The sequence below is a fragment of the Psychrobacter sp. Sarcosine-3u-12 genome (assembly GCF_002836005.1).
Taxonomy (GTDB): Bacteria; Pseudomonadota; Gammaproteobacteria; order Pseudomonadales; family Moraxellaceae; genus Psychrobacter; species Psychrobacter okhotskensis.
The window spans coordinates 1-14,666 of the sequence record NZ_PJBY01000109.1 but is presented as its reverse complement, the minus strand read 5'-3'; the positions used below and the strand labels follow the sequence as shown (position 1 = coordinate 14,666).

Annotated in this window: 9 protein-coding genes, 1 tRNA gene and 1 pseudogene; all 11 read right to left on the bottom strand. The window is 43.8% G+C overall.

Annotated features, from left to right (window positions below; all coding sequences use genetic code 11):
- Nucleotides 1–42: 42 nt before the first annotated feature.
- Nucleotides 43–570, bottom strand: coding sequence for a DUF6586 family protein (locus CXF65_RS11960; RefSeq protein ID WP_025652248.1), 528 nt, complete (start codon nucleotides 568–570; stop codon nucleotides 43–45).
- 215 nt (nucleotides 571–785) lie between these two features.
- The gene (gene rpoC, locus CXF65_RS11955) at nucleotides 786–5,003 is read right to left on the bottom strand and encodes a DNA-directed RNA polymerase subunit beta' (protein ID WP_025652247.1); all 4,218 of its coding nucleotides are present in this window, start codon (nucleotides 5,001–5,003) and stop codon (nucleotides 786–788) included.
- A gap of 188 nt (nucleotides 5,004–5,191) precedes the next feature.
- Nucleotides 5,192–9,310: a DNA-directed RNA polymerase subunit beta gene (gene rpoB / locus CXF65_RS11950; protein ID WP_025652246.1), complete on the bottom strand. Its 4,119-nt coding sequence runs from the start codon at nucleotides 9,308–9,310 to the stop codon at nucleotides 5,192–5,194.
- A gap of 796 nt (nucleotides 9,311–10,106) precedes the next feature.
- Complete coding sequence (gene rplL / locus CXF65_RS11945) at nucleotides 10,107–10,478, bottom strand: 50S ribosomal protein L7/L12 (RefSeq protein ID WP_057761722.1); 372 nt, start codon at nucleotides 10,476–10,478, stop codon at nucleotides 10,107–10,109.
- Between the two features lie 120 nt (nucleotides 10,479–10,598).
- Nucleotides 10,599–11,126 carry a 50S ribosomal protein L10 gene (gene rplJ, locus CXF65_RS11940; protein ID WP_101212190.1) on the bottom strand — a complete coding sequence of 176 codons (528 nt, stop codon included), beginning with the start codon at nucleotides 11,124–11,126 and terminating at the stop codon, nucleotides 10,599–10,601.
- A gap of 394 nt (nucleotides 11,127–11,520) precedes the next feature.
- Nucleotides 11,521–12,222: a 50S ribosomal protein L1 gene (rplA, locus tag CXF65_RS11935; RefSeq protein WP_025652243.1), complete on the bottom strand. Its 702-nt coding sequence runs from the start codon at nucleotides 12,220–12,222 to the stop codon at nucleotides 11,521–11,523.
- The gene (gene rplK, locus CXF65_RS11930) at nucleotides 12,223–12,654 is read right to left on the bottom strand and encodes a 50S ribosomal protein L11 (protein WP_010201717.1); all 432 of its coding nucleotides are present in this window, start codon (nucleotides 12,652–12,654) and stop codon (nucleotides 12,223–12,225) included.
- 92 nt (nucleotides 12,655–12,746) lie between these two features.
- Nucleotides 12,747–13,277, bottom strand: a complete 531-nt coding sequence (nusG, locus tag CXF65_RS11925; RefSeq protein ID WP_010201718.1) for a transcription termination/antitermination protein NusG — start codon at nucleotides 13,275–13,277, stop codon at nucleotides 12,747–12,749.
- Between the two features lie 107 nt (nucleotides 13,278–13,384).
- Nucleotides 13,385–13,873, bottom strand: coding sequence for a preprotein translocase subunit SecE (gene secE / locus CXF65_RS11920; RefSeq protein WP_101212189.1), 489 nt, complete (start codon nucleotides 13,871–13,873; stop codon nucleotides 13,385–13,387).
- A gap of 51 nt (nucleotides 13,874–13,924) precedes the next feature.
- Nucleotides 13,925–14,000, bottom strand: a tRNA-Trp gene (locus tag CXF65_RS11915).
- Nucleotides 14,001–14,314: 314 nt separating this feature from the next.
- Nucleotides 14,315–14,666: pseudogene (gene tuf / locus CXF65_RS11910) on the bottom strand (elongation factor Tu); the annotation flags it as partial.

The following is a 14,666-nucleotide window of genomic DNA, read 5'->3' as shown; positions in this document are numbered from 1 at the left end:
CTTTTAAAACTTTGCTTATAAAATCAGTTAAGTCCTACCTTGCTAAAACTCAACCATACCAGCACGCAACTGCTCAATCAGCTCAAGAAACTGTTGGCGCCATTCACGTATGGTTGCCTCATCTGGTAACCATTGGTTCGATAAAGTAACGACATTGACGATAAGATCTTTTGGTTCTATCTCAACCGTATTAACATTTTCAGCTGTCGAATTATCGGGTAATACGGCATACAGGCAACGTTGGTAAGCCCGCTCTACATTGGCCAAAAAGCCATGTTGTTGTAACTGCTGCAAGCGTTGAATTTCAGGCGACACTTGGGTACGTTCGCTCAGCGCTTGCTCGATATCTGCCAAGGTTGGGGCAGTCATATTTAGGCTATAAAAATGACCAAGCTCTTGGATAAAGGCTAAAAAACTGCCGTATAAATGAAAAATAGCAGTCTCACAGTGTGCTTGGTATAACTGCTTATCGTTGGTACTTCCTGCCGCTTGGCAAGATAGACGACAAAAATACAGCTTTTGGTTGGTTCGATCTGCTTGATATTTGGCAACGCGCGTTTTACCTGCCATGCTTTAATTATCCTTGTGTTAGAGGGTCAGTATTTACAAAGAATACGCTATTTTTCCAGTTTACTATTTTCTAAGACATATTTCTGAAAAAATTTATTTTCATTATATGACTTTCAAGTATTTGCTTTTCTCTGATGTTTCTATATTTCAACGCATAAAAAAGCCAGCGACTGGGCTGGCTTTTTTATTTTTATTCAAAAGTTAACGGCAGACCCTTAGTTGTCTTGATTTAGCTCTTGAGCAAAGGCTTCGTCAAAGCTAGCAAAGTCTTTACTATCAGTGCTTGCTGTCATGTCAAACGCTGCATTTAAGTCTTTGTCTTGTAGCTTCTGATCTGCTTTCTCTTTGCGTGCTTTATGATAAGCAAGACCGGTACCAGCAGGTATCAAACGACCAACAACAACGTTTTCTTTCAGACCACGTAACTCATCGACTTTACCAGTGACGGCAGCAGCTGTTAGGACACGAGTAGTCTCCTGGAATGATGCTGCTGAGATAAAGCTTTCCGTTGCCAAGCTGGCTTTAGTGATACCCAGTAATTGACGCTCAAACTGTACTGGGAATTTATCTTCCGCTTCTAGTTTAGCATTCAATGCTTTGATATCAGCGTACTCGACCTGATCACCTTTGAAGTGACTTGAGTCGCCGCCATCAGTAATTTCAACTTTACGTAGCATCTGACGAATAATAACTTCGATGTGCTTATCGTTAATTTTTACACCCTGCAAGCGATAAACGTCCTGTACTTCGTTTACGATATAATCAGCAAGCGCCGTTTGACCTTTCAGACGTAAGATATCGTGCGGGTTTTGTGGACCATCAGCGATAACTTCACCACGAGCAACTGTTTCGTTTTCGAAGACGTTAATTTGACGCCATTTCGGGATCAGCTCTTCATGAACCTCACCATCTTCATTGGTGATAATGAAGCGGTTTTTACCTTTGGTTTCTTTACCGAAGCTAACCACACCACTCATTTCAGCCATAATCGCATGGTCTTTTGGACGCCGTGCTTCGAACAAGTCAGCAACACGTGGTAGACCACCGGTAATGTCTTTAGTACCTGAAGACGCTTGCGGTACACGGCCTAGAATCGATCCCGCTGCTACTTTTTCACCGTCGCTCACGCGAATGATGGTTTCAGCAGGTAAGAAGTAAACCACTTCTTTACCTTCGTCAGTGTTCAAGATAATCGCTGGACGTAAGTCTTTGGCTGAGCTTGAACGGTCACGAGTGGCTAGAATCTCAAATGAGCTCATACCCGTCGCATCATCAACCTTCACAGTCGCCGTCATACCATCAGTGATATCGCTGAAGCGTGCAGTACCTGCGAATTCAGTGATAATTGGATGCGTGTGCGGATCCCATTTAGCGATGGTTTGACCACCTTCGACCTGATCTTCGTGTTTGACAAGAACGCTTGAACCATAAGGAACTTTATAACGCTCACGCTCACGACCAAGTTCATCGGTCAACGCAATTTCAGCAGAACGCGATACGATAACTAGGTGACCGTCTGTATGCTGAACCGTTTTCATGTTTTCGAAATGCGCTTGACCAGCATTACGTACAGAGATGCTGTTGTCCACTGATGCTGAGCTTGCTGCCCCGCCCACGTGGAACGTACGCATGGTTAACTGAGTACCAGGCTCACCGATAGACTGCGCCGCCATAACACCGACAGACTCGCCGATATTGACTTTATGACCACGGGCAAGGTCACGACCATAACACTGTGAACAAACGCCATGTTCGATATCACAGGTAATAACTGAGCGTACCCAGATATCATCGATTGCGTTTTCGTCAAGCACATTGACCCAATGCTCATCGATCAACGTACCCGCTGGAATTAATACCTTATCGGCATCATCGTTATACGTCACATCACGAGCCGTCACACGACCAAGTACTAGCTCACCGAGTTTCTCGATGATCTCACCACCTTGAATATGTGGCTTCATGAGCAAGCCTTGCTCAGTACCACAGTCATCACTGGTAATGACCAAATCTTGTGCCACATCAACCAAACGACGAGTCAGGTAACCCGAGTTAGCGGTTTTCAATGCGGTATCTGCTAGACCTTTACGCGCACCATGCGTAGAGATAAAGTACTGAAGTACGGTCAAACCTTCACGGAAGTTGGCTTTAATCGGGGTCTCAATAATTGAGCCATCTGGTTTTGCCATCAGACCACGCATACCAGCCAACTGACGAATCTGCGCCGCACTACCACGAGCACCAGAATCTGACATGATAAAGATAGAGTTAAATGACTTCTGCTCTTCTTCTTCACCTTGGGCGTTGATCACTTTATCCGTTGCCAAGTTATCCATCATCGCTTTCGCGACTTTGTCATTGGTACGTGACCAGATGTCGACCACTTTGTTATAACGCTCACCAGCGGTCACAAAACCTTGCTCGAACTGATCTTCAATCTCGCGCACTTCGCCTTCAGCAACTTCGATAATTTGCTTTTTGCTTGGCGGAATAACCATGTCATCCAAACCGATAGACACACCAGATAGCGTTGCTTGCGCAAAACCTAGATACATCAATTGGTCAGCAAACATAACACTGTCTTTAACACCTACTTTACGATAGCAAGAGTTGATCAATTTAGAGATGTTTTTCTTCGTCATCTCTTGGTTACACTCATCAAACGTCATACCTTTAGGCATGATGTTCCAGATAAGCAAACGGCCAGCAACCGTGTCTTTGATACTGATCTCTTTGGTCTCGTTGCCTTCTTCATCAAAATGCGTTTCAGTCACACGAACTTTAATTTTGGCGTTCACATGTAAATCGTTTGAGCCAATCGCGCGCAATGCTTCATTGACAGTGGCAAAAATCATGCCTTCGCCTTTGGCATTTACTGATGAACGGCTAATATAATACAAACCAAGTACCACATCCTGTGACGGTACGATGATTGGATCACCGTTCGCAGGCGACAAGATGTTGTTGGTCGACATCATCAAAGCACGTGACTCAAGCTGAGCTTCTAGCGTCAATGGCACGTGAACTGCCATTTGGTCACCATCGAAATCGGCGTTGAATGCGGTACAAACGAGTGGATGCAGCTGGATGGCTTTACCTTCGATTAGTACTGGCTCGAACGCTTGTAGACCCAAACGGTGAAGCGTTGGTGCACGGTTCAAGAGCACTGGATGCTCACGGATAACCATGGCCAACATATCCCACACTTGCGGTTCTTCACGCTCAACCATCTTTTTAGCAGCTTTAATCGTCGTTGCCAAACCATGAGACAATAGCTTGTTATAAGTAAATGGCTTGAATAGCTCAAGTGCCATCTTCTTCGGTAGACCACACTGATGTAGACGTAGCGTAGGGCCGACAACGATGACCGAACGGCCAGAATAATCGACACGCTTACCCAATAAGTTTTGACGGAAACGACCTTGCTTACCTTTGATCATATCTGCCAAAGATTTCAATGGACGCTTATTACTACCGGTAATCGCACGACCGCGACGACCATTATCGAGTAGCGCATCGACTGATTCTTGCAACATACGTTTTTCGTTACGCACGATGATATCAGGGGCGCTTAGCTCTAATAGACGCTTAAGACGGTTATTACGGTTGATGACGCGGCGATATAAATCGTTTAGATCTGATGTCGCAAAACGGCCGCCTTCTAGTGGTACTAGCGGGCGCAAGTCTGGTGGTAAGACTGGTAAGATATTCATTACCATCCACTCAGGCTTGTTATTAGAATCACGGAATGCTTCTAATAGCTTAAGACGCTTAGACATCTTTTTAAGCTTAGTTTCAGAACCTGTTTGCGGAATCGCTTCACGCAGCTCATCGATTTCTAAATCTAAATCGATGTCTTTTAATAGGTCTTGAACGGCTTCTGCACCCATTTTGGCTGTGAACTCATCACCAAACTCTTCAAGTGCTCTGTAATAATCTTCATCATCAAGCAATTGATACTTCTCTAGAGAAGTCAGACCAGGTTCTGTGACAATATAGCTTTCAAAATAAAGCACACGCTCAATGTCACGCAGCGTCATGTCTAACAATAGACCGATGCGGCTTGGTAATGATTTTAAGAACCAAATATGCGCCACAGGACTGGCTAGGTCGATATGACCCATGCGATCGCGACGAACTTTGGCGGTCGTGACTTCAACGCCACATTTTTCACAGATAACGCCTTGGAATTTACGGCGTTTGTACTTACCACATAGACATTCAAAGTCTTTTACTGGGCCAAAGATTTTGGCACAAAAAAGACCATCACGCTCAGGTTTAAATGTACGATAGTTAATGGTTTCAGGCTTTTTCACTTCACCATGCGACCATGACTTGATCACATCAGGTGAGGCCAACGTAATTTGGATGCTATCAAACTCTTGATTACCGTTGCCGGTAGGGCTTTGCATGATATCGAGTAAATCTTTCAAGTTGCTTCTCCGTTATCTTTATAATCATCTGATGGCGTGCTATTGACGCAAATAAGATGAATGAAGGCAATGAATAGGGTTGAGACAAATCACTAAAAGCAGCAGCTATCCGCGTACTGCTTCTAGATTGACCACTAAGAATAATAATTAACTAAAGCTATGTTAAAGGTAGCTTCAGTCAGCCGTGCTTAATGGGTTTGCTTTAACTCAATATTGATACCCAGTGATTTGATTTCTTTGGTCAAGACGTTAAACGATTCAGGCATACCTGGATCCATATATTGCTCACCATCGACGATGTTTTTGTACATACGGGTACGGCCTTCAACGTCATCCGACTTCACCGTTAGCATTTCTTGCAAGGTATAAGTCGCGCCATATGCTTCTAGTGCCCAAACTTCCATCTCACCGAAGCGCTGACCACCAAACTGTGCTTTACCACCGAGTGGCTGCTGCGTTACTAGTGAGTAAGAACCGGTAGAACGTGCATGCATTTTGTCATCAACCAAATGGTTAAGTTTCAGCATATACATATAACCGACCGTTACTTGACGATCAAACTTCTGACCGGTACGACCATCATACAATGTCTGCTGACCGTTTCTAGCTAGACCAGCAAGCTCTAGCAAGTCTTTGACTTGATGCTCATGCGCACCATCAAATACTGCTGTGCCCATCGGTACACCGCCACGCAAGTTGTCTGCCAATGCCATGATATCGTCGTCAGACAAGCTATCAAGATCGACTTGCTCGCCGCCCACTTTGTTATAAATTTGGTCTAAGAATTCACGTAAGTCTTTCATCGCAGCTTGTGCTTTCAGCATGCCATCAATCTTCTCACCCAAACCTTTCGCCGCCATACCCAAATGCGTCTCTAGCACCTGACCGATGTTCATACGCGATGGAACACCAAGTGGGTTCAGTACGATGTCAACTGTGTTGCCATGCTCGTCATAAGGCATGTCTTCAACCGGCATAATGCGCGATACAACACCTTTGTTACCATGACGACCAGCCATCTTATCACCAGGCTGAATACGACGCTTAACCGCTAGATATACCTTAACGATTTTTTGTACGCCATGTTGCAAGTCGTCACCAGCGGTCAATTTGCGTTTTTTCTCAGCAAATTTAACATCGATATCTTTTTGCTTATCGACTAAGTAATCGGCAATCTGCGTGAGACGCTCAGAGATTTCTTCTTCAACCGGCTGGATATCAAGCAAGGTCTCAAGGCTCATATCTTTCATATCAGCCAATGCCATAACCGTACCGGCTTTTAGACCCGAACCACCACTGACTTTTTGGCCATCTAATAGATTACCAATACGACCACGTGCTGCTTCTTCAAAAATGCGTAGCTCTTCTTTTAAATCTTTACGATAGCTATCAAGCTGCGATTTTTCAATCGCTCTTGCGCGCGCATCTTTTTCGACGCCATCACGGGTAAAGACCTGTACGTCGATGACCGTACCTTTGCTTGATGTTGGAACACGCAATGAGGTGTCTTTCACATCAGCCGCTTTTTCACCAAAGATAGCCCGTAGTAATTTCTCTTCTGGCGTCAGTTGCGTCTCACCTTTTGGCGTGACTTTACCAACTAAAATATCACCAGCGTCCACTTCAGCACCGATATAAACGATACCAGCTTCATCAAGACTTGATAGCGCCGCTTCACCGACGTTTGGAATATCCGCAGTGATCTCTTCTGTGCCAAGCTTGGTATCACGTGCCACACACGTCAATTCTTGAATATGAATCGTGGTGAAACGATCTTCTTTTACCACTTTTTCAGATAACAAGATCGAATCTTCGAAGTTGTAACCATTCCACGGCATAAATGCGATGCGAATGTTCTGACCCAATGCAAGCTCACCAAGATCCGTAGAAGGACCATCAGCTAAGATATCACCTACAGCAATAGCATCACCTTGGTTGACGATGACGCGTTGGTTGATACACGTGTTTTGGTTTGAGCGCGTGTATTTAACGAGGTTATAGATATCAATACCGGCTTCGCCAGCGATCATCTCATCTTCATTCACACGAACAACGACACGTGAGGCATCAACGTCTTCGATCACACCGCCACGCTTAGCGATGACACAAACACCTGAGTCACGAGCAACGTGACGCTCCATACCAGTACCCACTAGCGGTTTATCAGCACGTAGCGTAGGAACAGCCTGACGCTGCATGTTCGAACCCATCAAGGCACGGTTAGCATCATCATGCTCTAGGAACGGAATCAAACCTGCTGCGACCGATACGACCTGACTTGGCGACACATCCATATGCGTCACTTTTTCTGGCGGCATGCGGACGAATTCACCGTAGCTACGCACACTGACCATTTCATCAGATAATGCGCCTTCTGCGGTTACTGGTGAATCAGCCTGTGCAATGACCGTACCTACTTCTTCAATCGCTGATAGATACTCAATAACGTCCGTTACTTTACCATCAACCACACGGCGATAAGGCGTTTCTAAGAAGCCAAAGCTGTTGGTCTTTGCAAAGGTCGCTAATGAGTTAATCAAACCAATGTTTGGACCTTCAGGAGTCTCAATCGGACATACACGGCCATAATGGGTATCATGTACGTCACGTACTTCAAAGCCTGCACGTTCACGGGTCAGACCACCGGGCCCTAATGCAGATACGCGACGTTTATGGGTCACTTCTGACAACGGGTTATTCTGATCCATAAACTGTGACAACTGACTTGAACCAAAGAATTCTTTTACCGCAGCCGCTACTGGCTTTGAGTTAATCAAATCTTGTGGCGACAAGTTATCAGATTCCGCCGAGCTTAAACGCTCTTTGACCGCACGCTCAACACGTACTAAACCAACACGGAATTGGTTTTCTGCCATTTCGCCTACTGAACGAATACGGCGGTTACCTAGATGGTCAATATCATCGACTTCGCCGCGACCATTACGAATTTCAATCAATTCTTTTAGGACGTTAACGATATCGGCATTGGTTAATACGCTACGTTCACGCTGAATATCAGCATCATCGGTATCTACAAAATCAAGACCAAGACGGCGGTTGAACTTCATACGACCGACATTAGATAAATCATAACGATCAGCGTTAAAGAACATACTATCAAATAGCTTCTCAGCGGTCTCAACCGTTGGTGGCTCACCTGGACGCATGACTTTATAAATCTCAATCAATGCTTCTTCACGGCTTGAGGTGCTATCTGCACGTAGCGTATCGGCAATATAACTGCCTTGATCGATATCATTGGTGAACAGAATGCTGAACTCTTTGATAGACTCACTGGCTTCAAACGCGCTTAATTTAACCAATAATTCATGGTCAATTAACGTATTGGCTTTGGCAATAACTTCATCGTTAACGACGATGTCTTCGGCCAAGATACGCTCATATAAGTACTCATCAGGGATAGAGATTTTAGTCATACCCGCTTCTTCAAGCTGACGGATACGGCGGGCGTTGATACGCTTGCCTTGCTCTACAATAACCTCACCTTCAGGTGATACGATGTCGAACTGTGCCATCTCACCACGTAAGCGGTCAGCAACCAGATCAATCTCAAACTGCTCTTCGCCCTTATAAACGGCTACTTTATCAAAGAACAAATCTAAGATTTCAGAGGTACTCAAACCCAATGCACGAAGAATAATAGACGCTAATAGCTTACGACGACGGTCAATACGAGCAAAGACTAGATCTTTGGCATCGAATTCAAAGTCAAGCCATGAACCACGGTAAGGGATAATACGGGCGTTATATAGCACTTTACCGCTTGAATGTGACTTACCTTTATCATGATCAAAGAAAACGCCAGGAGAGCGATGCAGCTGAGACACGATAACTCGCTCAGTACCATTAATAATAAAGGTACCATTTTGGGTCATCAAAGGCATCTCGCCCATATAGACGCTTTGCTCACGGATATCTTTGATTGCCGCTTTGCTGTCTTTGTCTTTGCTGTCTTTATCTTTAATAATCAGACGGATTTTGACACGCATAGGCGCTGCAAACGTTGAGCCACGCAGGATACACTCACGCTCGTCAAACTCAGGTGTACCTAAGTAATATTCAACGAATTGTAGCTCTGCGTTACCAGAGTGACTCTCAATTGGGAAAATAGAGGAATACGCAGCTTGCAAGCCACTATTCTCACGAGCTTTTGGCTTTTTATGCTCTTGCAAAAATTGCTCGTAGGAATCTACTTGAATAGACAGCAAATAGGGAATGTCCATCACAGTGGGCAATTCAGCAAAACTTTTGCGAATACGCTTTTTTTCAGTATAAGAATATGCCATCGAGAGTCCTTACAGTAAACGTGGAAACAAATTGAAAGCGTGGCCAGCGTGCATCAATACTATTTAATATTAATATTATGCAAACTTGACAACGTAAACGATAATATAAAACGGGTGTTAATACTCAGCTAGTGACTGTTTATCCATTGGTACAGGTGATACAGTGGTATGTGCGTCACTATGACACTGTATTCAATCTTATAACTGCCTTTAATCTCACAAGTTGCTCTAATCTTATAATCGGTATCTAAGCCACTCTATATGATGGCTTAGACCGACAATTTCAATATCAGCCAATCTATATTCAATTGCCTAAAAGGCCAAATTTACCAATATTCTTGAGAAGAAATAACTTCTATTCGAGTCATGCTAAACCACTTGCTATCAAAATCAATATCGTCGCTAATATCTACCGTCTATGAGCCTACCTACTGACAGTAAAACCATGCTAAATGGACAACCTAAGATCAACAGCTTTTCAGGATTAATAATTGGGGTAGCTATAACTTTTAGAATCAGTATAAACTATAGTGTTAATGGGAAAGCATGCAGACACAAAAAAATGCCAAACATCTATGGACGTTTAGCTGATATTAACTGATTTCAAAAACTGGTATGTGTGCTTGCACTGTGTTTATTTGCATAGCTATCGTCTGTCCTTTTGATGGGTATCCACCGTGATGTTGCATACGACTGTTGGCAGACACAAAAGGTCAAGCTACGAATTATAATAAAAAAAAGCTGGCAATGCAAGGCATTACCAGCTTTTTTTGTACAACACTAAGATAAGCTCAGCTTATTTTAGTTCAACAGTTGCACCAGCTTCTTCAAGTTTCTTTTTCAACTCTTCAGCTTCAGCTTTAGATGCGCCTTCTTTGATTGGAGCTGGAGCGCTTTCAACCAAATCTTTCGCTTCTTTTAGGCCAAGACCAGTTGCTTCACGTACGGCTTTAATTACGCCAACTTTCTTCTCGCCAAAGCTAGCAAGAACTACGTCAAATTCGTCTTTTTCTTCAGCAGCAGCAGCAGCAGGGCCAGCAGCAGCAGGTGCAGCAGCAACAGCAGCTGTTACGCCGAATTTTTCTTCCATGTCGCTGATTAATTCAACGATATCCATTACTGACATTTCAGCGATTGCATTTAACACGTCATCTTTAGATAGTGCCATGAGAACTCTCCGTTATCTGATAAAAATTAATTGATTCTAATATCGCTTTGATTGATTGCCGAATGTAGCAATAAAATTCAACCAAAATTAGCGATGTTAAAGTTACGTTAAAACAAGCAATTAAGCAGCTTCTTTTGCGTCTTTGATTGCCGCTACAGTGCGAACGAACTTGCCAGGAACAGCGTTCATAGTCTGGACAAGCTTGGTCACTGGTGCATTCATAGTAGCCATCAAGATAGAGATTGCTTCGTCGCGAGTTGGTAGCTTCGATACGCGCTCTAGCTCTTCTGGACCATAAACTTCACCACCGACTGATACTAATTTGGTCTCTAAAGCTTTGTTATCTTTGCTAAAGTCGAAAACGACTCGTGCTGCAGATCCCAAATCTTCCATAGAGAAAGCCAAAAGTAGTGGACCAGTCATACGGTCTGACATGCTCTCAAACTTAGTGCCTTCAAAAGCGCGTTTTGCAAGGGTATTTTTTACCACTTTCAAAACAACACCTTTATCACGAGCTTGTTCGCGCAGCTTAGTAAGCTTAGCAACGCCAATTCCGTGATACTCGGCAGCTACTGCTGAGTAAGCATTAGCAGCAACTTCAGACACTTCAGCCACAACTTGTTGTTTTTGCTCTAGCGTTAATGCCATAAGTTGACTCCTTTAATCTTATCAATCTAATTCATACTAAGATTGACTTGATACGACACGTTATTTATAAATTCTATAAAGAATTCACTCATAACGACTGATTACGGCACCGTTATCAGAATGACATCAAGTGATAGGTTGCCCTATCGGCTCTTATCAACAACTGGGTGGGTCACCGTCTGCGTAGGACAACTGAGATTTTCATCTGTCGTCGATTAACAAAAGCAGCTCGTTGCTATTATTAATAATCCGAAGATTAAAACTAATAACGCGAAACCGCTTTCTACCTACGGTCTTAGACAGCATAGCGTTTGCTACGCTGACCTAATTCTTTAAAATAGTGTGTTCATGCTTCAAAACTGTTGAATCATGAGTAATTTTTTATGCAGTAAAATTATTTAGCAACACGATATGGAACAGGATCAATCGTGATACCTGGGCCCATGGTGCTAGACAAGGTGATTTTCTTAATGAAAGTACCTTTAGACGTAGCAGGCTTAGCGCGTTTTAGATCAGATAGCAATGCTTGAGCGTTTTCTATAACTTGCTCAGCAGTAAAGCCAACTTGACCGATAGTGGTATGGATAATACCCGCTTTATCAACACGATACTGTGCTTGACCCGCTTTCGCATTAGCCACAGCTTCAGCAACGTTAGGCGTTACCGTACCAACTTTTGGGTTAGGCATTAGACCACGTGGGCCTAGGATAGTACCTAACTGACCGACGACACGCATCGCATCAGGAGCCGCGATGACCACGTCAAAGTCCATGTTACCGGCTTTGATTTGATCCGCTAAATCATCCATACCAACGATGTCAGCACCCGCTTCTTTAGCGGCTTCAGCAGCAGCACCTTGAGCAAATACCGCAACGCGTTTGGTTTTACCAGTACCAGCAGGTAGGTTGGTAGCGCCACGAACGACTTGGTCAGATTTACGTGGGTCAACGCCCAAGTTTACTGCGATGTCGATAGACTCTTTGAATTTAAGAGCTGGCAAATCGTTTAGGATTTGAACCGCTTCTTCAAGAGTGTATAACTTTTCGTTTTCTACACGCTCAGCGATTAATTTTTGACGCTTAGTAAGTTTACTCATTTACACACCCTCCACGGTAATACCCATTGAACGTGCAGTACCAGCGATGGTACGAACAGCAGCATCAAGATCAGCAGCCGTTAAATCTGCGTCTTTAGTCTTAACGATGTCTTCTAACTGAGCACGGTCCACTTTACCGACTTTAGCGGTGTTTGGTGTACCAGAACCTTTAGCGATACCAGCAGCCTTACGTAGTAAGTATGCCGCTGGTGGTGACTTCATGATGAAGGTAAAAGACTTATCGCTGTATACAGTGATCTCAGTAGGAATCGGTAGACCCGGCTCTTGATTTGAGGTCGCAGCGTTAAATTCTTTACAGAACGCCATGATGTTCACGCCTTTTTGACCCAATGCTGGACCAATCGGTGGTGAAGGGTTTGCTTTGCCTGCAGGCACTTGCAGTTTGATGTAACCATCAATCTTCTTAGCCATGAGATACTCTCCTTTATGGGTAATAGCGCCAAATCAATACGGTATAACCCTTATTGACTAACAGCTCCCCGGTTGATAAATTTTTTGCAGGTTTAGTCTAATTTTTCAACTTTACTAAACTCAAGCTCAACCTGAGTCGGTCGATTAAATACGTTTACTGTTAAATGCAATTTAGACTTCTCATAATCCACCTTTTCAACCAACCCTTTAAAGTCAGTAAATGGACCATCGATAACCAACAACTCTTCGCCCGGCTCAAATAGCGTCTTAGGACGTGGGTCAGTTTCAGTCTGATTCAAACGGTTTAGAATGCGATCGGCTTCTACTTGCGTAATAGGCGCTGGCGTCTCAGGTGTACCACCAATGAAACCCATAATACGTGGACAGTCTTTTACGATGTGCCAAGTATTGTCGTTCATCTCCATTTGGATCAATACATATCCTGGAAAAAACTTACGCTCGCTCTTACGCTTTTTGCCGTCTTTCATTTCGACGACTTCTTCCGTAGGCACCAATACATCACCGAATGACTCAGCAAAGTCACTACGATTGATACGATCAGTTAATGAACGTTGTACTTGTTTTTCATATCCTGAAAACGCTTGGACAATATACCAACGCATATCACGCTCCTGATCATTGTAAGTAAGTCGTTATAAATAAAATTTGAGTTAAACAATCAAGATACTCGCTATTCGTAATGCACGATATGCGCCAAATCCTAGACTATTTAACCAATAAATATCCCAACGAACCAATTAAAGAAGTTATCTAGCAACCAAACAAAAAACCCAACAATCGCAATCATGACAATGGTTTGCCATGTGTATTGAAAGGTTTCGTCTTTGCCCGGCCACGTCACTCGGCGTAGCTCAACGGCGGCGTCTTTTAATAATATTTTAAAAGCGCGGCCTTGATGCGTTAATGCCAAGCATACTAATGCCAATACGATAAGGGCGACAATAAGACCGATACGTACCCAGACATCATTGGCAGGCTGCCAATAGCCAGGTAAATATTGGTTAACTAACGTCGCGCCAATTAATACTACTGCGGCAACTAGCCACAAAACCACATCTTTTGCTGAGCCAGTCTTGGCCACTTCAACAGCAGTTGTTTGATTACCTGCTGAGATGTGCTGACCTTTAGACAGCATTCCACCAGTACCCGCCTTGGCATCAGATAACTTAGTCTCGAGGTTATCTTGATTATTGCTCATAAAGAACTCGCTTCGGAGATGGTGGGAGACAACAAAGATGTGATAAGAAGATGGCAGGCGATGTAGGACTCGAACCTACAACCCTCGGTTTTGGAGACCGATGCTCTACCAATTGAGCCAATCGCCTATGGGTGTAAAGGACAGCATTATACAATATTCAGCATAGAATGCAAGCCTTTAGCGGTAAAATTGTACATTTTAGTCAGTTTTATTTGATGAAGAAGTGTGCCTTTCATCCAAGAGACTTCGTACAAAGCTGCGTTAATATAACAAGGCAAGCGCCATATTACAATAGAAGATAGAACTGATGCCGTATCTAATTTTAAACGCTATCACCATTATAAAGAATAGTCGTATAAATCCAAAAAAAAGCCACCCTTTCTCAAGGATGGCTTTTCACGAACTGATCAACTGTCTCAGATGACTCTGATAGGTTAAATCTTAGTTCAATACGTTAGCAACAACACCAGCGCCTACCGTACGGCCGCCTTCACGAATTGCGAAGCGAAGACCTTTGTCCATAGCGATTGGGTGGATAAGCTCTACGCCCATCTCAACGTTATCACCAGGCATAACCATCTCTGTTCCGTCTTGTAATTGGATTGCGCCAGTTACGTCAGTGGTACGGAAGTAGAACTGTGGACGATAGCCGTTTAGGAATGGTGTGTGACGACCACCCTCTTCTTTGCTTAACACGTATACTTCAGCGTCAAACTTGGTATGCGGGGTGATTGAACCTGGCTTAGCGAGTACTTGACCACGTTGGACGTCTTCACGCTTAGTACCACGTAGT